The organism is Alteromonas sp. ABH2_165 (assembly GCF_056159945.1).
Genome location: NZ_JBSWWF010000008.1, coordinates 246,425 through 266,219, shown reverse-complemented (window position 1 = coordinate 266,219; position 19,795 = coordinate 246,425). Strand labels below are relative to the sequence as shown.

20 protein-coding genes are annotated in these 19,795 nt (G+C 48.8%); 7 read left to right on the top strand and 13 right to left on the bottom strand.

Annotation, left to right across the window (positions count from 1 at the left end):
• Positions 1-36 precede the first annotated feature (36 nt).
• The 9 genes from nusB to lpxD all read right to left on the bottom strand — a co-directional run bounded on the left by nusB (position 37) and on the right by lpxD (position 7,759).
• Entirely contained in the window at positions 37-456 is a 420-nt protein-coding gene (gene nusB / locus ACXAFQ_RS16605; protein ID WP_070126699.1) for a transcription antitermination factor NusB, read from the bottom strand.
• A gap of 11 nt (positions 457-467) precedes the next feature.
• Complete coding sequence (ribH, locus tag ACXAFQ_RS16600) at positions 468-941, bottom strand: 6,7-dimethyl-8-ribityllumazine synthase (protein ID WP_070126698.1); 474 nt, start codon at positions 939-941, stop codon at positions 468-470.
• Between the two features lie 86 nt (positions 942-1,027).
• Entirely contained in the window at positions 1,028-2,128 is a 1,101-nt protein-coding gene (gene ribBA, locus ACXAFQ_RS16595) for a bifunctional 3,4-dihydroxy-2-butanone-4-phosphate synthase/GTP cyclohydrolase II (protein WP_474824545.1), read from the bottom strand.
• 18 nt (positions 2,129-2,146) lie between these two features.
• Positions 2,147-2,812, bottom strand: coding sequence for a riboflavin synthase (locus tag ACXAFQ_RS16590; protein ID WP_474824544.1), 666 nt, complete (start codon positions 2,810-2,812; stop codon positions 2,147-2,149).
• A gap of 23 nt (positions 2,813-2,835) precedes the next feature.
• Positions 2,836-3,957 carry a bifunctional diaminohydroxyphosphoribosylaminopyrimidine deaminase/5-amino-6-(5-phosphoribosylamino)uracil reductase RibD gene (gene ribD, locus ACXAFQ_RS16585; RefSeq protein ID WP_474824543.1) on the bottom strand — a complete coding sequence of 374 codons (1,122 nt, stop codon included), beginning with the start codon at positions 3,955-3,957 and terminating at the stop codon, positions 2,836-2,838.
• Positions 3,958-3,966: 9 nt separating this feature from the next.
• Complete coding sequence (gene nrdR, locus ACXAFQ_RS16580; RefSeq protein WP_070126694.1) at positions 3,967-4,416, bottom strand: transcriptional regulator NrdR; 450 nt, start codon at positions 4,414-4,416, stop codon at positions 3,967-3,969.
• 71 nt (positions 4,417-4,487) lie between these two features.
• The gene (gene glyA, locus ACXAFQ_RS16575; RefSeq protein ID WP_474824542.1) at positions 4,488-5,744 is read right to left on the bottom strand and encodes a serine hydroxymethyltransferase; all 1,257 of its coding nucleotides are present in this window, start codon (positions 5,742-5,744) and stop codon (positions 4,488-4,490) included.
• 203 nt (positions 5,745-5,947) lie between these two features.
• Positions 5,948-6,643: an aspartate/glutamate racemase family protein gene (locus ACXAFQ_RS16570; RefSeq protein ID WP_474824541.1), complete on the bottom strand. Its 696-nt coding sequence runs from the start codon at positions 6,641-6,643 to the stop codon at positions 5,948-5,950.
• 75 nt (positions 6,644-6,718) lie between these two features.
• Complete coding sequence (lpxD, locus tag ACXAFQ_RS16565) at positions 6,719-7,759, bottom strand: UDP-3-O-(3-hydroxymyristoyl)glucosamine N-acyltransferase (RefSeq protein WP_474824540.1); 1,041 nt, start codon at positions 7,757-7,759, stop codon at positions 6,719-6,721.
• A gap of 203 nt (positions 7,760-7,962) precedes the next feature.
• Between lpxD and ettA the strand changes: the two genes are divergently transcribed.
• Positions 7,963-9,633 (top strand): energy-dependent translational throttle protein EttA, encoded by a 1,671-nt coding sequence (ettA, locus tag ACXAFQ_RS16560; RefSeq protein WP_474824539.1) that lies wholly within the window; start codon positions 7,963-7,965, stop codon positions 9,631-9,633.
• A gap of 141 nt (positions 9,634-9,774) precedes the next feature.
• Complete coding sequence (locus ACXAFQ_RS16555; RefSeq protein ID WP_474824538.1) at positions 9,775-10,179, top strand: PilZ domain-containing protein; 405 nt, start codon at positions 9,775-9,777, stop codon at positions 10,177-10,179.
• A 2-nt stretch (positions 10,180-10,181) separates the two neighbouring features.
• Here the strand turns inward: ACXAFQ_RS16555 and radA are convergent, their stop codons facing one another.
• A complete protein-coding gene (gene radA / locus ACXAFQ_RS16550) occupies positions 10,182-11,552 on the bottom strand; it encodes a DNA repair protein RadA (RefSeq protein ID WP_474824537.1) in 1,371 nt (456 codons plus the stop codon).
• 187 nt (positions 11,553-11,739) lie between these two features.
• On the opposite strand from radA, the gene ACXAFQ_RS16545 reads away from it, so the two are divergent.
• Positions 11,740-14,250 (top strand): PilZ domain-containing protein, encoded by a 2,511-nt coding sequence (locus ACXAFQ_RS16545; protein ID WP_474824536.1) that lies wholly within the window; start codon positions 11,740-11,742, stop codon positions 14,248-14,250.
• Positions 14,251-14,370: 120 nt separating this feature from the next.
• On the opposite strand, the gene serB is transcribed toward ACXAFQ_RS16545, so the two are convergent.
• A complete protein-coding gene (gene serB, locus ACXAFQ_RS16540) occupies positions 14,371-15,369 on the bottom strand; it encodes a phosphoserine phosphatase SerB (protein WP_474824572.1) in 999 nt (332 codons plus the stop codon).
• Between the two features lie 139 nt (positions 15,370-15,508).
• Here serB and ACXAFQ_RS16535 point away from each other — a divergent pair, with 139 nt between their 5' ends.
• From ACXAFQ_RS16535 to ACXAFQ_RS16520, 4 genes are all read left to right on the top strand, one after another.
• On the top strand, positions 15,509-16,120 hold the full coding sequence (locus ACXAFQ_RS16535; protein ID WP_474824535.1) for a hypothetical protein: 612 nt from the start codon (positions 15,509-15,511) through the stop codon (positions 16,118-16,120).
• 307 nt (positions 16,121-16,427) lie between these two features.
• Positions 16,428-16,778, top strand: a complete 351-nt coding sequence (locus tag ACXAFQ_RS16530; RefSeq protein ID WP_474824534.1) for a DUF4345 family protein — start codon at positions 16,428-16,430, stop codon at positions 16,776-16,778.
• A 42-nt stretch (positions 16,779-16,820) separates the two neighbouring features.
• Positions 16,821-17,675 (top strand): SDR family NAD(P)-dependent oxidoreductase, encoded by an 855-nt coding sequence (locus ACXAFQ_RS16525; RefSeq protein WP_474824533.1) that lies wholly within the window; start codon positions 16,821-16,823, stop codon positions 17,673-17,675.
• A 165-nt stretch (positions 17,676-17,840) separates the two neighbouring features.
• Positions 17,841-18,383: a tetratricopeptide repeat protein gene (locus ACXAFQ_RS16520; RefSeq protein ID WP_474824532.1), complete on the top strand. Its 543-nt coding sequence runs from the start codon at positions 17,841-17,843 to the stop codon at positions 18,381-18,383.
• On the opposite strand, the gene ACXAFQ_RS16515 is transcribed toward ACXAFQ_RS16520, so the two are convergent.
• Positions 18,374-19,138: a TatD family hydrolase gene (locus ACXAFQ_RS16515; protein WP_474824531.1), complete on the bottom strand. Its 765-nt coding sequence runs from the start codon at positions 19,136-19,138 to the stop codon at positions 18,374-18,376. The genes ACXAFQ_RS16520 and ACXAFQ_RS16515 overlap by 10 nt on opposite strands.
• Positions 19,139-19,147: 9 nt before the next feature.
• The gene (pdxH, locus tag ACXAFQ_RS16510) at positions 19,148-19,786 is read right to left on the bottom strand and encodes a pyridoxamine 5'-phosphate oxidase (RefSeq protein WP_474824530.1); all 639 of its coding nucleotides are present in this window, start codon (positions 19,784-19,786) and stop codon (positions 19,148-19,150) included.
• Positions 19,787-19,795 lie beyond the last annotated feature (9 nt).

Genomic DNA, 19,795 nt, shown 5'->3' with positions numbered 1-19,795 from the left:
GAATATCTACGGATTTCCCCGTAAATAGATCGCTGATTAACGTTCGTGCTGACGCAGGGTTTTTACTGCTTTATCCAGCGCGCCGTTAATGAATTTATGGCTTTCTTCGGCACCGAAAGACTTAGCAAGTTCAATCGATTCGTTGATAATTACGCGATAAGGCACGTCCATGCGCTCAGTCAGTTCATAGGTAGCAATACGCAGAACGGCTTTCTCGATAGGATCAAGCTCTTCCGGCAAGCGGCCAAGATACGGTTTGATTTTCGTATCCAGTGTTTCTACGTTCTCGACGACGCCGCGCAGAATGGCCTGAAAATACACCATATCAACCTTTTGCATGTCATTGCTGGTTGCCAGTGCAAGCTCAACCTGGGCAATGTCATTCTTACTCATCTGCCACGAGTAGATACCCTGCAGGGCGAGTTCTCTGGCTTTATGACGTGCGGATACTTTCACGTAACCCCCGATTAAAGATCGTTAAGGGCAGAAACAACGTTCACCATTTCCAGCGCGCCCAGTGCAGCTTCTGCACCTTTGTTGCCGGCTTTAGTGCCTGAACGTTCTATTGCCTGTTCGATTGAGTCTGTGGTGATTACACCGAAAGAGACCGGAATACCGTATTCTAAAGAAACTTGCGCCAGACCTTTGTTACACTCTCCAGCAACAAAATCAAAGTGCGGCGTACCTCCACGAATAACCGCGCCCAATGCGATGATGGCATCGAACTGGCCCTTTTCCGCGATTTTTTTAGCCGCTACAGGTAACTCATAAGCGCCTGGAACACGAACAAGCGTGATGTCGCCGTCGCTGACTTCGCCGTGACGCTCTAAGGTATCAAGTGCACCTTCCAGCAAGCTTTCTACAACAAAACTGTTAAAACGAGACACAACAATAGCGAATTTTTTGCCTGTCGCGCGAATGTTACCTTCAATTACCTGCATGGAATTCCACCCCTATGAAAAAACGGCGCGCAGTATAGCATAACTGCGCACAAACTGAATCGATTGTTCACGAAAGCAACGCGAACTTATGAATGAATATATTCGACAACGTCGAGCCCGAAACCTGACAATGCATGATACTTAACAGGCTTACTTAACAGGCGCATTTTCTTCACGCCTAATGTTGCCAGGATCTGACTTCCCACACCGACGGTGCGCGACGAGCCTGTCCACGTCTTGCCTTCTGGCTGTTCACCGCGGTCTTCCGCGGCAAACTGTCTAACCTGGCTTTCCAGATCTTCTTCTTTGCCTAGCAGCACCAAGACGCCACCTTCATCGGCAATCCGCTTCATCGCATCCTGCAGCGTCATCGTGCGGCTAATATTGCGGGTTGAGCCAAGCAAGTCACCCAATGTATTGTGCAGATGTACCCGAACGAGCGTGGGATCTTCTGGATTGATATCCCCTTTCTTCAATGCGAAATGGATTTGGTTATCAATCACATCTTTAAATGTATGCAATTCGAAATCGCCGTACTCCGTCGGCAAATGACACTGCGCGACTTTTTCGATGGTGGTTTCGTTAAGATTACGGTATTCAATCAAGTCGGCAATGGTGCCAATTTTAATATCGTACTTCTCGGCAAACTTTTCTAATTCAGGACGACGGGCCATGGTGCCGTCTTCATTTAGAATTTCAACAATCACCGCAGCCGGTTCGCAACCTGCTAATCGAGCCAGGTCAACACTGGCTTCGGTGTGCCCAGCGCGATTCAGCACACCACCGTCTTTCGCGATTAAAGGGAAAATATGTCCAGGTTGAACCACATCGGCAGCAACGGCATCTTTGCCAACAGCGGCAAGCACAGTTGTGGCACGATCAGCGGCAGAAATACCGGTGGTTACGCCACGCGCAGCTTCAATCGATACGGTAAATGCGGTGTGGAATTGAGCGCCGTTTTTATCGACCATTAATGGCAGGTTTAAACGTGCACAACGTTCCTGGGTCATAGGCAGACAAACCAAACCACGGGCGTGGGTTACCATAAAGTTAATCGCTTCTGGCGTTACATGCTCCGCCGCCATGATGATATCGCCTTCGTTTTCACGATCTTCGTCATCCATCAGAATGACCATTTTACCCTGACGGATATCTTCAATTATTTCTGCTGATGTGTTGAGTGCCATAATTTCACTTGTGTAGGGTTATTTTCTCAAAAAGCCATTTTCGGCAAGAAACGCCATACTGATGTCTTTTTTACTCGATTTCTCTGCCGCTTTCTCGCCCATCATCAACCGCTCCAGGTAGCGTGCTACCACGTCGACTTCCAGGTTGATCCGGCTACCGGCTTTATAAGTGCCAATCACCGTTTCTTGAAGCGTATGGGGAATAATCCACAGCATAAATTCGTTGCCGTCTACCTCATTGACTGTGAGGCTCACACCGTCGACAGTAATACTGCCTTTGTGGGCGATGTACTTAGCCAGATCAGTGGGGGCAGCAACCCAAATTTCAATATAGGTGGCGTGCTTAACAATACGTTTTACTTCGCCTACACCGTCTACGTGACCGGAAACAATATGACCACCGAAACGATCGGTAGGACGCATGGCCTTCTCAAGGTTTACGGTGCTACCTGGCTTATAATTGGCGAAGCCCGTGTACTTAATGGTTTCGGCTGAAACATCGGCGCAGTAGTAGTCTTGACCAAACTCGGTAACCGTTAAGCAAACGCCGTTTGTGGCAATGCTATCGCCTAACGCCACATCCGACATGTCGAGCTTCTCAGACGAAACGGTGAGTTTGATGTCCTCACCACGGTGGTCCAGTGAACGAATGGTTCCCAGAGCCTGGATAATACCGGTAAACATATCGGTTAGCCTCCTGGCTGAATTTAACTAATTATATCGTAGGTCAGGCGGATATCCGGGCCAATTTGCCTGACTTCGGTCAAAGAAAGTGATGGTGTCTGATCCAGCGCAGTGAAATCCTGCAAGGTAAGCATACTTTTCGCCTTATCGCCGAGTACTTTAGGGGCCTGATATACCACGAGCTGATCGACCTCTCCGGCAGCTAACAGTGCACCTGCGAGTCCAGGGCCAGCTTCCACCCAAACATCGTTAAGCTGGCGCTCACCCAATTTCATCATCAATTCATGTAAATCGATGTGATCGCCTTTCATTGAGATTGCCTGAGCCGGCACGTCAGTCTCTGGCGCTATGGGCTGCCCAGTAATGCGCAGTGTTTTATGACCGTCGGTAAACAACTGTAAATTGCTCGGTAAAGCATTATGAGAATCAATGACAACGCGCAGAGGCTGGCGCAGTGGCAATGCAGGATAGTCGGACAAATCGGCTTCGGCTTTTCTTACCAGCAAGCTGGGGTTATCAGCCAGCGCAGTACCAGAGCCGGTAAGCACTGCACAACTCTGCGCGCGCTGTAATTGCACATCGCGGCGGGCTTCAGAACCAGTGATCCACTGACTCACACCATTGGATAAGGCAATTTTACCATCGAGGCTAATGCCCATTTTTACGGTCACTCTTGGCTTACCGGTAACCATGCGCTTAATGAATCCCGGATTGAGCGCAGCGGACTCAGCGGCCAGTACGTCGGTAACCACGTCGATGCCGGCATCCTGCAAGCGCCGTATGCCATTACCACTCACTTGCGGATTTGGGTCGGTCATCGCCACCACCACCCGGCTCACGCCGGCATCGATGAGGGCATTGGCACAAGGAGGCGTGCGACCGAAATGGCTGCATGGCTCCAAAGTGACATACGCGGTGCCGCCACGGGCCTTTTCACCGGCTTCACGTAGCGCATGCACTTCAGCGTGTGGCGTCCCCGCCTGAACGTGAAAGCCCTGCCCGGCTAACTCACCTTTTGCATCGAGAACGATACACCCAACCCGAGGGTTCGGTGAGGTGGTGAAGCGGCCTTTTCGGGCCAGTTTGATGGCCTTAGCCATCCAGGTGTAATCGTCATTTACTGACGCAGATAATGAGCATGTCATAACAGCGGATTAGTCTCCCAGGCGGGCAATTTCCTCACCGAACTCGCGAATATCTTCAAACGAACGGTAGACAGAGGCAAAGCGTACATAAGCCACTTTATCCAGTTCTTTAAGGGCATCCATAATCAGATTACCCAGATATTCACTAGAGACTTCACGCTCTCCAGTAGCACGTAGGGCGGATTTCAGTGACAAAATCACTTCCTCAATACGCTCTGTACTCACCGGACGTTTTTCCAGTGCACGCTGCAGGCCTGCACGGAGTTTGTCTTCGTTAAACGGTTCCCGCGAACCGTCACGTTTAATCACACGGGGCATCACCAATTCTGCGCTCTCAAACGTAGTAAAACGTTCGTGACAGATCACGCATTCCCGGCGACGGCGCACCTGATGCCCTTCTGCCACCAGACGGGAATCGATAACTTTGGTTTCCTGAGCCGAACAAAACGGGCAAAACATGGGGAGTCCTTAAAACAACAAAACCGCCGGACAGGGTTGTCCGGCGGTTCTTAGTTTAACGCGAGGGGCTATTAACCGTAAACAGGGAATGCTTCACACAGTTTGATGGCTTCGCCTTTAACACGCTCAACAACACTTTCATCACCCATGTTGTCAAGAATGTCGCAAATCCAAGTAGCTACCTGTTTTGCTTCCTGCTCTTTAAAACCGCGACGGGTAATTGCCGGGCTACCAATACGCAGACCGCTGGTTACGAACGGAGAACGCGGATCATTTGGCACCGAGTTTTTGTTCACTGTGATGTTCGCGCGGCCAAGGGCAGCGTCGGCATCTTTACCAGTGATGTCTTTCTTGATCAGGTCAAGCAGGAACAGGTGGTTTTCAGTACCGCCGGAAACGATGTCGAAACCGCGCTCAAGCATCACTTCAACCATCGCTTTCGCGTTCTTAACAACCTGCTGCTGGTATGCTTTGAATTCAGGCTGCAGGGCTTCTTTGAATGCTACTGCTTTTGCAGCGATAACGTGACACAGAGGACCACCCTGGTTACCCGGGAATACTGAACTGTTTAGCTTTTTGTAAATATCTTCGTCGCCACAGGCAGACAGAATAAGACCACTGCGCGGGCCAGCCAGTGTTTTGTGCGTGGTGGTAGTTACCACGTGTGCGTGAGGCAGTGGGCTTGGGTAAACGCCAGCTGCAATCAGACCGGCAACGTGTGCCATGTCGACTAACAGGTACGCACCCACTTTGTCTGCGATTTCGCGGAAACGGGCCCAATCAACCACTTTAGAGTAAGCAGAGAAACCACCGATGATCAGCTTAGGCTTGTGCTCAAGCGCCAGAGCTTCAACCTGCTCGTAATCAATTTCGCCGGTTTCCTGATTCAGACCATACTGTACTGCATTGTACGTCTTACCAGAGAAGTTTACGTGTGAACCGTGAGTAAGGTGACCACCTTCAGATAGGCTCATACCTAATACGGTATCGCCAGCGTTGATCAGCGCCATGAACGCTGCCGCATTGGCCTGTGAACCTGCGTGCGGTTGTACGTTTGCGTATTCAGCACCAAACAGCTGCTTCGCACGGTCGATAGCTAATTGCTCAACCACGTCTACATGCTCACAACCACCGTAATAACGCTTACCAGGATAACCTTCAGCATATTTATTAGTCAGCTGTGAACCCTGTGCTTCCATGACTCGGGGGCTACAATAGTTCTCTGATGCGATGAGCTCGATGTGGTGCTCTTGACGCTCAGCTTCTTTCGCCATGGCATCTGCCAGTTCCGGATCGTAATCCGCAATAGTCATATCGCGAGGTAACATGAAGGCTCCTTACTCTGCGTATTTTTGGACTGCTATAAAATGAGGGGCATATTTTAGTCATTTTAGACGCTATGTATACTGCTTTGTTAGCATTAATCATAAGATCCGATGTGAAGAAAGTTTCACATCGGCATGGGGCATACAACCGGTGGGCTTTAGCAATTATTTATTTAACTGATATGAAAGTGGAATAAGCGGTTAACTCAGTTATTTTGTAAGGCAAATTCCACTGCCTTTTGCGCGTGAATGGCGGTGGTATCGAAAAGTGGCACTTCGGTATCGGCATCCGTGACTAACAAGCCGATTTCTGTACATCCGAGTATGACCGCTTCAGCGCCGTTAGCGCGGAGTAAATCGATAATACGTAAATACTCTGCTTTCGACGATGCTGAGATGTTTCCAAGGCACAATTCCTCATAAATAACGCGATGCACAATGTGGCGATCGACCTCTTCAGGTACGATAACATCCAGTCCATGAGTCCGCAGGCGCCCCGTGTAAAAATCCTGCTCCATGGTGAAAGCCGTGCCAAGCAAACCGACTTTTGCAACCTTGTCTGCCACCAGCCGTTCAGCCGTCGCATCGGCAATATGAATAAGCGGCAAATTCGTTGCCGCATTCACGGCATCTGCCACCTTGTGCATGGTGTTGGTACAAATAAGTAAGCATTCCGCGCCAGCAGACTTTAACTGACGCGCTCCGGCAGCCAGCAAGGCCCCGGCGGTTTCCCAGTCACCACGAGATTGGCATGCTTCAATTTCGGCAAAATCGACGCTCACCAACACTATTTTCGCTGAATGCAATCCTCCCAACGCTTGCTTCACGCCTTGGTTTATTGCTCGGTAATAGCCAACGGTACTTTCCCAGCTCATGCCGCCGAGTAACCCGATCGTCTTCATAATTGCCCCTTTAGAAAAACCGAACTGCAGATACAAAAACAGGCTCCTATGAGCCTGTTCAGTATAAGGTAGACCTTACTGGCCCCCTTTTTCCAGTGCTTTAACCCGGTTAAACAGGTCGTCTATCTGTCGGCCTCGCACAGTAACCTTGCGCCAATCGCGGTTCTTCATCGCTGGCTGACCAGAGGAATACACGCCGGGTTCTGTGATGTCCTGCACGATCATGGTGTAGCCGGTAACCTGCACATTATCGCAAATAGAAATATGACCGTTGATGCCTACGCCACCGCCGATGATCACGTATTTACCGATATGACAACTTCCGGCGATGCCGGTGGCACCGCAGATACAGGAATGGTCGTCAATGATACAGTTATGACCCACCTGTACCTGGTTATCGATAATCACATTCTTACCAATAATGGTGTCTTCCATGGCGCCACGGTCGATACTGCTGGAAGCACCAATTTGCGCATCGTCGCCAATGCGGACACTGCCGGTTTGTGGAATTGGGATCCAGGTGCCTTTGTCGTTGGCATAACCGAATCCTGATGCGCCAATAACCGTTTGGCTGTGAATGGTAACGCGCTTACCAATATTAACTTCATGATAAATGGTCACATTCGGATAAATGGTGGTGTCTTCACCAATTTTCGCACCTTTACCGATAACGGTATTTGCGCCAATAGTGACGTTGTCGCCCAGCACCACGTTGTCTTCAATAATCACATTGTGACCTAATGACACATTGGTGCCCAATGTGGCAGACGACGCCACTACCGCCGAGGCAGCAATACCTGTAGCGACAACTGGCGTGGTATCGAACAACTGCGCGATGCGCGCAAAGGCAGCGTGCGGATTACCATGAATGAGTGCCGGTACCGGGCATTCGTCTGCGGCTTTATCATGAATGATTACCGCACCGGCCTTGGTTTCGGCCAACTGAGACTTGTATTTTACATTGGTGAGAAAAGAAATTTGATGGCTTTCTGAGCCAGCCAGTGTACCAACACCACTGATTTTCACTTCTGCGGCATTTCCCTGACCGCCCACCTGACCACCTACGTGCTCAGCCAGTTCGGCAAGAGTATATGTGTGCTTTTTTTGTGCTGTCATGCGCAAATCCTGTTCGGAAATTTTGTGTGTATGCTACTGTAAAATATCACTCTCGTCCTGACCCTTATCACTAAAATCCGTTGGTTTAACAACTATGCGGATATTTTTCCGCCAATTGCCAAAATCGTTACCGGCTTCACTGGTCAGATCCACGGGAAAACGAGTACAATACGGTTAATTCATTTAAGGACACTGTTACGAGTATGTCTCAATACGTATATTCTATGCATCGGGTTGGCAAAATTGTGCCACCCAACCGTCATATCTTAAAAGATATCTCTTTAAGCTTTTTTCCTGGCGCTAAAATCGGCGTACTCGGTCTGAATGGTGCGGGTAAATCCACCCTGCTGCGCATTATGGCTGGTGTGGACACCGAAATTGAGGGCGAAGCCCGCCCACAGCCGGGTATCAATATCGGTTACCTCCCTCAAGAACCGAAGCTGGACGAAACCAAAGACGTACGCGGCAACATCGAAGAAGCGGTTGCTGACGTAAAACACGCCCTTACCCGTCTAGACGAAGTGTATGCCGCCTATGCCGAAGCTGACGCCGATTTCGATGCGTTGGCTAAAGAGCAAGGTGAACTGGAAGCCATCATTCAGGCTAAAGATGGTCACAACCTGGATAACGCATTAGAACGTGCCGCCGACGCCCTGCGTCTGCCACCGTGGGATGCCGATGTGTCTAAATTATCAGGTGGTGAGCGTCGCCGTGTTGCGCTGTGTCGTCTGTTGCTTGAAAAGCCAGACATGCTGCTGCTTGACGAACCGACTAACCACCTAGACGCCGAATCTGTTGCCTGGCTGGAACGCTTCCTTCACGACTATGAAGGTACCGTAGTAGCCATTACCCACGACCGTTATTTCCTTGATAACGTGGCAGGCTGGATTTTGGAACTCGACCGTGGTCACGGTATTCCTTGGGAAGGTAACTATTCTTCTTGGCTGGAACAGAAAGAAGCCCGCCTTGCCCAGGAAGAACGCACTGAAAATGCCCGCGTGAAATCGATGAAGCAGGAACTGGAATGGGTACGCTCGAACCCGAAAGGCCGTCATGCTAAATCGAAAGCCCGTATGGCCCGTTTTGAAGAAATGTCCACCTCTGATTACCAGAAGCGTAATGAAACCAACGAACTGTTTATTCCACCTGGCGAACGTCTGGGCGATAAAGTCATTGAAGTGAAGCACCTGAAGAAAGCTTACGGTGACCGCATACTTATCGATGACATGGACTTCGTGGTACCGAAAGGCGCTATCGTGGGTATTATCGGACCGAACGGTGCGGGTAAATCGACCCTGTTTAAAATGATTTCAGGTCAGGAACAACCTGACGAAGGTGAAGTCGTAATTGGTGATACCGTTCATCTTGCCAGCGTGGAACAGTTCCGTGACCACATGAACGACAAAAACACCGTGTGGAAGGAAATTTCTGACGACTCGGACATTATCCGCATCGGTAACTTTGAAATTAATAGCCGCGCTTACTGCAGCCGCTTTAACTTCCGTGGCAGCGATCAGCAAAAATTCATTGGCGATCTGTCCGGTGGTGAGCGTAACCGTGTTCACTTGGCCAAACTACTGAAAGCCGGTGGCAACGTACTGCTGCTCGATGAACCTACCAACGACCTCGACGTGGAAACCCTGCGTGCACTGGAAAATGCGTTATTGGAATTCCCAGGCTGTGCCATGGTTATTTCGCACGATCGCTGGTTCCTCGACCGCGTAGCTACCCACATCATTGACTATCGTGATGAAGGTAAAGTTAACTTCTTTGAAGGTAACTACACCGATTACGAAACCTGGCTGAAAGAAAACTTCGGACAAGACGTTGTAGAGCCCCACCGCTTGAAATACAAGCGAATGGCGAAGAAATAATCATCGAACCCCGCGTCATGCGGGGTTTTTATTATCTATTTCGTGCTTTTACCCATTGGGTTTGATAAATTTTACCTATCAGGTTGACCTTACCCTTTTGTTTATACTAATAATTAGGGGTAAGCATGTGGGAAGGATAACGTGGATAAACGCCAGTTCCAGCGAGTTGATTTGAAAGTACCGGGAGAATTAAGCCTTCACGGTAATAGCATACCCGTCACAATTGAAGATGTTTCCCTGCAAGGGTTGAGGCTAAGCGCGGCCGAAGCCATGCTGGAAATGTTGCCCTTTGACAGCCATGACCCCTACACGGTTGTGTTCAAAGCCAACCCCGACAGTCCATTAATTACGCTTTATCTTCAGCAGCTTTATCGCCAGTCTCAGGGCAATTCTGATCTGATATTTATCGGCTGTAAGGTCGACCATGTCGAGGTGGAATGCCTGGCTGAATTGCGCACACTGATTAATTTAAACAGTGGCGATCCTGGTCTGAGTGAACAGGATCTTAATGCTCTTATTGATGCTGTGTATAAAAAAGACGCGTAGCACTACTGTTCGCTAACGGCTTCTAATGCATCTGAGAGTTGACTCACCGGAACTACGATCAATCCCGGGATAGGTTGCTTCGGCGCATTGGCTTTAGGCACAATAGCCCGCTTAAAGCCATGTTTAGCCGCTTCAGTAATACGCTCAGTGCCATTGGGCACCGGGCGAATTTCCCCAGCCAGCCCAACTTCGCCAAACACAATCAAATCCCGCGGTAATGAACGGTTGCGGAAACTGCTCACCATAGCCAGCAGTAGCGCTAAATCAGCACCCGTTTCACCAATTTTCACACCGCCCACCACGTTCACGAACACATCCTGGTCGTTCATCTGCACATTGCCGTGGCGATGCAGCACCGCCAGTAGCATGGCCAGGCGGTTCTGTTCCAATCCCACGGCAATTCGCCGGGGATTTGCCATCTGGGAATAATCCACCAGCGCCTGAATTTCTACCAGTAGCGGCCGCGTCCCTTCCCACACCACCATGACGCTGGAACCCGGTGCCTGATTTTCACCGCGGCTGAGGAAGATTGCCGAAGGGTTATTCACTTCTTTTAAACCCCGCTCGGTCATGCCGAACACGCCCAGCTCGTTCACCGCACCAAAGCGATTTTTGTGGCTGCGCAAGGTTCTAAATCGCCCATCACTTTCCCCTTCCAGCATCATAGAACAGTCGATACAGTGTTCTAACACCTTGGGGCCAGCCAAGTTGCCGTCTTTGGTAACATGACCAACGATAAACATGGCTATATGATTCTGCTTAGCAAAGCGGGTCAGGTAGGCGGCACTTTCACGTACCTGCGACACACTGCCCGGCGCAGACTGCACATCTGACACATTCATTACCTGGATGGAATCGATAACCATGATCTTCGGTTGCTGAGTGAGTGCCAGCTCGCAGATGGTTTCCACATTAGTTTCTGCTAGCATCATCAACTTGTCAGTAGGCAGATTCAAACGCTGAGCCCGCAGCGCAACCTGCTGCAGCGATTCCTCACCGGTGACATACAAGGCGCTTTTCTCTTTTGCCAGTTCGCACATAACCTGAAGCAGCAATGTACTTTTACCTGCCCCGGGAGAGCCACCAATCAGCATGGCAGCGCCAGGAACAATGCCGCCCCCGAGCACCCGGTCCAGCTCTTTGAAACCTGAGCTAAATCGCGGCAATGCCTCTAAATCAATGGCATTGAGAGGCTCTATTCGCGCGTTGGTTTGTCCTGCATAGCCACTTAATCCGGCTTTGGGCGTTTTTGCTGGAGAGACGACAAATTCAGAAATGGTGTTCCAGGATTTGCAGTCACTGCACTGCCCCTGCCAACGCGGAAATTCAGCGCCACAATCGGAACATACGTATGCGGTTTTTCGTTTAGCCATAGTGATAGTTGAGTAAAGATGTAACAAAACAGTGGTATTTGCCGCTATTCTACCGTTAATATCTGTGGTCCGCACACCGGAAAAATAATAAAGGATAAGCTTCCGGTCTTAATTTAAGTTGTAGTTACCTGCAATGCTGCCGATAAAGACAGATGATGTTGGCAGCCAGATAAGATTAGTCGGTGAAATGGAAAAAGAACTTCAGCAATTTGCAGATGTCATTGAGCAATTGAAACCGTCTGTCGGGCGTCCGGAATTTAATCAGGTTCTGAGCCAACTTACCCGTGAGCTTCCTTCAGAAAAGCGCTTCTTGATTAAGATGGAGCTCAAACGGTTGGCCAAGCCCTGCCTTCGCGCCATTGACTTACGAGGCCAGGTTGACGGCGATTGCCGACTGTTCGAATTTCGCGATCGAAAACACTACTTGGACGACGTAGCCATTGACGTGTTTAAACGTCAAGTCAAAGTATACGGCAACTACACGTTTGGCGTTTACGAAGCGGTGATGAAAACCGAAAACAATTTTCGGGTTATGCGCGACCGGGCCGAAGCAGCCCGCTCTGAAGAAAAAAACACCCCTGAATCTAACCAAGAAAATCTACCAAACCACATTATTCCCGTCGTAAATTTGTTGGCGTACCATCATCGTAATCATGAAAGGATGAACTTTGCGGTTGCGTTAGACATTGAAGATGAACATCACAATTTCTTCAAAGGCACGAGTGTAGACATTTCAATAGAAGGGCTTCGACTTAAGCTTCCTAACGAATATGCCTTTACTTCTGGTCAGCCATTGCAAATCCATTTCCGCGGATTTGAAGATGAATTTGCTATGGACAACCGAAATGGCATTCATTATCACGTTATCACTACCAAATTTGAGCGCGGTAATTTCTATTTAATTTTAAAAAGAAACACAGATTTCCCAGCACCGTCATTTGATAAATTTCTAAATAACTTTATCCACGGAAACAAGCGGCGGTATAAGGTAAATCTAAATAACACCGTTGAAGCGATTATCAATAAAACGGCTGAGCAATATATTTCACCTTGTAGCCCATCTTTGCCCATTTTTATTGATGAGCAAGACAATCATCTGCTACCCCGCTACGCCATGCTCAACAGTACAAACAAGGAAATTCTGGACTACTGGAAAGATGAAAAAGATGATGTGAAGTTGGGTTATATGCTCAAGCCCTCGCGTCTGGCCTGGTTGCAGAAGCAGTCGACAACCCAAGCGGAAATGTACATTTACTGCTTTACTCACTTAAAAGATGGCGCAGTGTATTTCTATTCTGCTTCCAATTTAGAGCTTGAACAAAATGACAAACTCAAGGCCCTCTATATTGGCTTTGGCTCTCGGAAAGTCAGTTGGCGGGTGTTCAAACTCACCTTGTCCTCGATGACACCCGACGAGGCTTATGCCCCGCTATCCATTCCCGATAGTGCCGCTAACGCAGCGAAAAAACAAAATTCGCCACCGTCGGCTCGACTAATGGCAAGACTCAAAAACCTCAAGTATATTGTCCATATCACTGATGTGACCTCCCTTTCTGGCCAGCGGCAATATGCCTCACGCAAATTCGACAGAAAGAACCTTGGTGGATTACGTGTTTTTGGTCACCCCAGAAACAAAGCGCCCATAGCCGTTAAACCCTACCGCTATCGTTTTTCCGAACAGCGAATGGAGACGCGCTACATTCTGCGTTCACCTATCGAATTGACGGGCTTCGATGACAGCTTCCATAGCACAGGCATTTCTGAAGACATTTCCATATCTGGCTTGCGCCTTGAAATTTCTCCTGAGTTTGCGGGGGATGCTGGGAGTATGGTGAAAGTACAATTTCCTCGCCTGTCCGCGAAGTCAGCTACGGTCAGTATGAACTATGAAGTGATTCATCATAATGCCGACCGCAATATTCTGCATTTGAAAGCCGTAGAAGGCGAAGCCGGCGCAGCGGCACGGCAATTCTTCAATACACTCATAAAACAAAACAAGCAGTCATTGAAAACCTATCCTGAAGAAGAGGAAACCCCAGGGATTGGTCATGCGCTTCGCTGTATTAATGCGCGTCACACGCCTAATTTTGCTTTCTTGCTGGCTAAAACCGGTGTGAGATACGAACCTGATACGGCAGTCTATCAAAACAAAGGGACCGTGCCTTGTCACTTACTCTCCCATGCTGCGTCGCAAAACAGCGTTAATATTGAGTTCCTATACCGGGACAGACAACAAGAATCGCCGCTTATAGCAAGCAGTATAAAGACGTTGAAAATCGACCATCAGTTAGTAAGAGAAGAGTTATTGGTTGCGTATGACCCTACAGCGAAAAAGATTGGCCAGGCAGTAATACCCAAGCTTGATAAGCAGTTTGCTAACGATGAGAGTAAGAAAGCATTTATTTCAGAGGCGATTTCAAAAGGGCATTTTGTTGCGTTTCAGGTGTTAATTACGCTTACAGGTAAGCCCGATTTGGCCATGCTGCAAGCTGAATTAAATTATGTCAGCACCTATGCTTTGCACCGCGCAAAAGAGTTAGAAGAAAAAATCTGGTCTATGGGTGCGTCAGTGCATTTAATCGACATGACCCAGGAAGTACTCATGCGTTTCGGGTATGACCAAGCCACGATTGCGCGTAATAGCCAGGTTGTAAAAGCCAACGAGGCAACAAACCGCATTCAAAAAATGTTGAATTGACTCAGGTAAAAGGGTGACTCGCGTTCCCGCTATCACCCTCCGTACTTTACGAATAATTCTTTTGCGACTTATAGTACTGCGAATCGCATTTCTGCAACGCGTACCTTGACTAAAAACCCATTATTTGAGTAAATAAAGCATGCCTTGTAAGCCACTGTAACGAATAGCAGTATCGGCTTTTTCACGTACTAACGGCTTAGCATGACAAGCAACACCCAATGCGGCTTTAGCCATCATCACTAAATCGTTAGCACCGTCGCCCATCGCCACCGTTTGCGACATGGGAATTTGCCATTCATCTGCCAGCGACGCCACTGTGCGTGCTTTAACGTCGGCGTCAACGATTTCACCCACCACTTCTCCGGCTAACACGTCGCCGTCAACTTTTAACGTATTCGAGTAAGCCGCATCTAAACCAAGGCGCTCCTTCACATAGTCAGCGAAGTAAGTAAAGCCGCCAGAGGCAATAGCAATTTTCCAGCCATGGGCTTTTAATTCTGTAATGAGCGGTACAACGCCTGGCATCAGTGGAATGCTGTCACGAATTTGCGCGAGCTGTGCAACTGGCACCCCTTTTAAGCAAGCCACTCGGGAAATCAGACTTTCGCTGAATGCCAATTCACCGCGCATGGCCCGTGCAGTTACTTCTGCGACTTTTTCACCCAGTCCCGCTAGTTTGGCGATTTCATCGATACATTCAATTTGGATAATAGTGCTGTCCATGTCCATCACTAACAAACCCGGTTGAGCAAGTTCTGGTTGATTATGCTGTACAACAATATCGACATAATACTGGGCGGCAATAGCTTCCAACTGCGGCTCCAATGCAGATTCATCTAACACCGTTACCGGTGCTTTTACCACCACTTCATGAAACTTACCGCTAAGCGGATGCAGGGTAAAACCGTGAAGATCACAAGTTCCTTCCAACGCTTGAGTAATACCTGCCAGTTGGCCAAGGGTAAGCGCCGGGGCATACACGGTTAACACTGCGTCTGTCGCAGCTTCACTGCCACTTGCAGCCTGCCACTGCGAATCTTTAAACACCACGCCATCTGGTTGTGCGCTGAATAACGCCAGCAAGCCTTGCTGACTATGTAATGAAGAAACCGTTAACACGCTCAAAATAAAATCCTGCCAATAAAAGTATGCGTATCCTAGCGAATTCATCGACAAGGTAAAACAGCCTTTTATGAATAGATTATGCCCAGGAACCGAAAACCGGTATCATGAACACAAACCGTTAAGCTTTTTGAATATGACTGATAAATACGCGGCATGGAAAACGCCCGCCCTAGAGAAAACGCATTGGTTTGCATGGCTGCAAAAGCGAAACGTGCACTTGATAACGGTTGTTCTGCTAATAACAGCTGCGATCACGCTGGCTGTGTTTCAGAAACGTGATTCACAGCAGTCGCTGGAACTGGCCGCTTCTGCACCGGTAGATGTATTAGCCGAACAGTATAGGTTACTGCTGGCGGATGCAGCGGAGATGCGGCAGCAGGAAAAAATTAACAGCCATCTCGCCAGACTGGTAAAATCTCATATTATCCACCGGGCTGCTGTTTTTGACCTTGAAGGTAATATGCTTGGCAGTGCAGTAAGTGAACCTTCATACGTTGAAAAACAGGACCCAGCTAAGTTCGAAGACTCTGTAAGAATGGTATCGATTAATAATAAGCAACAGGTGCAAACCGCTTTGTTGCAATTAGTCATTGATAACAACGCACTGCTTAAGGCCCAGCGACAACTTACCTCCTCGGCATTTAGTTTTCACGCTGGTCTGCTGTTCTTCGGTGTGATTACCGGCGCAGCACTGACTCTGCTGTCATGGCGATATCGCTTTTTGTTGCTTAATAAAATTCGCTAGCGCCAGTACTCTGGCAAAGCTCGTACACTCTGCATTCTATTTTTCTACCTCAGCCCGTTACAGTGCATAAACCCTCCAGGCTGGAATCCCTGCCCTCCTGTTAAACAAATTTAACCTTGATTAGGCCTTATTCGCGGCCTTCTGAGTAATCTCTGCAGGTTTACCCGTAGTAGAAATTGGTGTTAGCGGTTGTTTAAGCAACCTGACCCTACCGCTAACGCCACTGAGCATGCTCCCGGCATGCAAAAGCTTCGGGTCATTGCATATCAGCCAGATAATACATTCTCACTTGCCACACGGGGAAATCATGATTGACACATTAAACATTATTGCAATGGTACTCACTATCGCGCTGGGGTTAGTCGGGTTTCTCGCTCCCCGCTATACCATGGATAAACTCGGTCTCAAAACAGATGGCAGCAATATGGGCTACACGGAAATTCGGGCGGCAAATGGCGCGTTATTTATCGGCGCGGGGGTCGGTGCAATCTTGCTTTCTATCCCTGAAGCTTATGCGATGGTTGGCTTTTTATATGCTGGCGCTGCTGTTGGCAGAATTTCGGGTATCTTTGGCAACAAAGCGGGATCTAAACAAAGCTGGGGATATTTTACTGCTGAAGCTGCCCTGGCGGTTTACCTGCTGATAGCCAACCTCTGAGCTCTTAATTTAATTCACCTTTTTTGATTCAGGGAGACATTTATGAAATCTATTATAGTTACAGGCGCTTCATCAGGACTCGGTGAATCTATCTCTATCCGGTTTGCGCAGGAGGGATGGTTAGTGTTTGCAGGTGTGCGCAATGAAGATGATGCGCAAAACCTTAAGGAAAAAGAAGCGAGTATCCAGCCCCTGTTTCTGGACGTATCCAAGCCGGAGCAAATCAGTTCAGCCGTGGATGCAGTTTCAGAGCAGCTAGCAGGTCACACCCTCAACGGACTGGTTAACAATGCTGGTATAGCTAAAATTGCCCCGTTGGCGTTACAGGATATCGATGAGTTTATACAGCATTTTGAAGTGAACGCATTCGGCGGGCTGCGAATGGCCCAGGCCTTTTTACCACTTCTGGGTACCAATGAGTCATTGGACGGGGCCCCCGGACGCATTGTTAATATTACCAGTGTAGGTGGGGAGCTGCCGTCTCCGTTTCTGGGCGCTTACACTGCCAGCAAACACGCCATGGAGAGTATTACCGATAGTTTGCGCCGCGAGCTGTTGGTATACGGTATAGACTCAATATCAATTGGTCCAGGCAGCGTTAAAACTCCAATATGGAAAAAAGCAAAGGAAGCGGATGCTGCCGGGCAATATAAAGGGACCGCCTGGGAAGATTCAATTAAGACCTTCCTCGACGTAATGATAGAAGGAGGCGAAGACGGGCTCGAAACCGACTACATCGCCGACGTGGTTTACGAGGCAATGACCGCAGAAAAGCCTAAAGCACGCTATGCTCCGGTGCCGAACAAGCTGGTTAACTATACCCTACCTACCATGCTACCAGAGCGAATGGTTGATAAAATACTCGCGAAAAAATTTGATATTAAAGAAAACAGCTAGTGGAGTGCTGCGAAAGCTAAGCATTTACTTTGTCCGGCTGCTGACTTTTCGGCAGCCGTGGTGCTCTCCAATGTCGTTAGATGAATATTCTTATTATTCAGTTGTGCAATCGACTTTGATAATGTTTAAATAACAACCAACACCTCTTTGAGAAAGGAGCTTGGTATGAAAGTTGTCAACATAGTTTACTTAGTTGCAGTGTTTCTTCCCGTCCTGCCGGCAGCGGCCCTCCCAGAGCAGGATGCTCCACCGCCTTCCAGTAGCATAGCCCGCGAAGTCACCGGTAATGAGCTCAGCTACGACAGTATGATCAACAGCCATAATCAGCTTAAGTGTCTTTACGGCTACGCAGCAGAGAAAACCGGCGATCACGCTGCAGCCCTGGCAATCTTTAATGACTGCATCGAACGTTTCGACAGCGTTTACGCCATGATTTGGCTTGCACAGATGTATGAAACCGGTGTGGCGGTACAAAAGGATCTAGCGAAAGCCACGGCACTGATGAAGCGTGGCGCCAACACCAATGACGCCGCGGGCTATTCCAGTTTGGCGAAATATCACTATGGTGTCGCGCTGATTGAGGGCCGAGGTGTAATGGCCGATCGTCAGCAGGGTATTGCCTGGCTGAAAAAAGCCAGTCTCGAAGGAGTGACTGATGCCGATGAATACCTTACCAGTATGGATATGAAGCCTTCTGGTCAGGGCTGAGTAAACAACTGCCTGAAATGCGTGTTTGTGCGGGCGCTGATAATTTCCGGCGAGGTATAAAAGGCTTCGGCTAATATGCCTACCACATTTACCAGCCTAGCCGGCTCGTTGCGCTGCCCCTGGTAGCCATAAACGGGCATATCAGGGGTATCGGTCTCAAGCAGAATATTATCTAACCCTACTTCCACCACCGCGTTTAACGTCTTTTGCCCTCTGGGATAAGTGACAGTGCCACCAACCCCAAGTTTAAACCCTAAATCAATATACTGCTTTGCCACTTGCGCGTTGCCAGAGAAAGCGTGGACGACACCACCATGGGTAAAGCCTGACTGTTTGATGAGTGCAGGTAGACGGTGATGGGTTTTAAGGTGATGAAGGATTACCGGAAGTTTATATTGCTTAGCGACATCTATTTGTGCCAGTAACCACGTTTCCTGCTCCGCAAGAGGTAATTCGATGGTGGCATCAAGGCCGATTTCTCCAATGCCGCAAACCCTTTCACGGTGTGTTGCGACCATTTGCTGCAAATCAGACAGAGCATCATCCAATGTGCCATGAATGAACCAAGGATGAATGCCGAAAGCCAGATAGATATTTGAATATTTGGCCTGAATGTCGAGCTGTTTTTGCCAGCCCGCGGGCGTGGTACCCGGAATTAAAAAACCACTGACGCCCGCTTCTTTCGCCCGTTGAAGTACATCATCAAGATCGTCATCAAAGGCGGGTAAATCCAGGTGACAGTGGCTGTCTATCATAAGTAGAAGCTACGGCATTAAGCGCTGCGTGGTCCAGTTGCCGTCTGCGGTTTTATTGTATTCAAAACGATCGTGCAGACGGTCTTCCCCACCCTGCCAGAACTCTATCTGGTGCGGTTCAACACGGAAACCACCCCAGAAATCCGGTACCGGCAGTGCTTTGTTAGCGAACTTATCTTTAAGCTGCTTAAACTGCGTCATAAGCAGCTCGCGGGTTGCAATAGGCTGACTCTGACGAGAGGCATAAGCCGCGAGCTGACTGTCTTTAGGACGAGAGAAGAAGTACTTTGCATTCTCAGTGGTAGACAGTTTATGCGCGGTGCCACAAACGCGTACCTGGCGTTCCATAAAAAACCAAGGAAAATGCAGAGAGATTTTGTTGTTTTGCGACAACTCTTGCGCCTTGCGACTACCAAGGTTGGTGTAAAACAGGAATCCATCCTCACTAACATCTTTTAGCAATACAATGCGCTGCGATGGCTGGCCTGATGGGTCTACCGTGGCCACTGTCATTGCAGTGGGGTCCGGACTGTCTGACTGAATGGCATCATCTAACCATTTACGAAACAACGCGATAGGATGCCCAGTGAGCTCCTGCTCAGTTAAATGCGCATTTGAATATTGCCGACGAATATCAGAAAGAGACATTTTACCTCC

Excerpts from the sequence above, each read along its gene's own strand:
- ACXAFQ_RS16515 (WP_474824531.1), bottom strand. The coding sequence starts at position 19,138 with ATGATAGACAGCCACTGTCACCTGGATTTACCCGCCTTTGATGACGAT.
- glyA (WP_474824542.1), bottom strand. The coding sequence starts at position 5,744 with ATGTTACCTCGCGATATGACTATTGCGGATTACGATCCGGAACTGGCA.
- ACXAFQ_RS16535 (WP_474824535.1), top strand. The coding sequence starts at position 15,509 with ATGACTGATAAATACGCGGCATGGAAAACGCCCGCCCTAGAGAAAACG.
- ACXAFQ_RS16525 (WP_474824533.1), top strand. The coding sequence starts at position 16,821 with ATGAAATCTATTATAGTTACAGGCGCTTCATCAGGACTCGGTGAATCT.
- ACXAFQ_RS16590 (WP_474824544.1), bottom strand. The coding sequence starts at position 2,812 with ATGTTTACCGGTATTATCCAGGCTCTGGGAACCATTCGTTCACTGGAC.
- nrdR (WP_070126694.1), bottom strand. The coding sequence starts at position 4,416 with ATGTTTTGCCCGTTTTGTTCGGCTCAGGAAACCAAAGTTATCGATTCC.
- ribH (WP_070126698.1), bottom strand. The coding sequence starts at position 941 with ATGCAGGTAATTGAAGGTAACATTCGCGCGACAGGCAAAAAATTCGCT.
- ettA (WP_474824539.1), top strand. The coding sequence starts at position 7,963 with ATGTCTCAATACGTATATTCTATGCATCGGGTTGGCAAAATTGTGCCA.
- ribBA (WP_474824545.1), bottom strand. The coding sequence starts at position 2,128 with ATGGCACTCAACACATCAGCAGAAATAATTGAAGATATCCGTCAGGGT.
- ACXAFQ_RS16570 (WP_474824541.1), bottom strand. The coding sequence starts at position 6,643 with ATGAAGACGATCGGGTTACTCGGCGGCATGAGCTGGGAAAGTACCGTT.
- pdxH (WP_474824530.1), bottom strand. The coding sequence starts at position 19,786 with ATGTCTCTTTCTGATATTCGTCGGCAATATTCAAATGCGCATTTAACT.
- ribD (WP_474824543.1), bottom strand. The coding sequence starts at position 3,957 with ATGACATGCTCATTATCTGCGTCAGTAAATGACGATTACACCTGGATG.
- ACXAFQ_RS16545 (WP_474824536.1), top strand. The coding sequence starts at position 11,740 with ATGGAAAAAGAACTTCAGCAATTTGCAGATGTCATTGAGCAATTGAAA.
- ACXAFQ_RS16520 (WP_474824532.1), top strand. The coding sequence starts at position 17,841 with ATGAAAGTTGTCAACATAGTTTACTTAGTTGCAGTGTTTCTTCCCGTC.
- radA (WP_474824537.1), bottom strand. The coding sequence starts at position 11,552 with ATGGCTAAACGAAAAACCGCATACGTATGTTCCGATTGTGGCGCTGAA.
- ACXAFQ_RS16530 (WP_474824534.1), top strand. The coding sequence starts at position 16,428 with ATGATTGACACATTAAACATTATTGCAATGGTACTCACTATCGCGCTG.
- lpxD (WP_474824540.1), bottom strand. The coding sequence starts at position 7,759 with ATGACAGCACAAAAAAAGCACACATATACTCTTGCCGAACTGGCTGAG.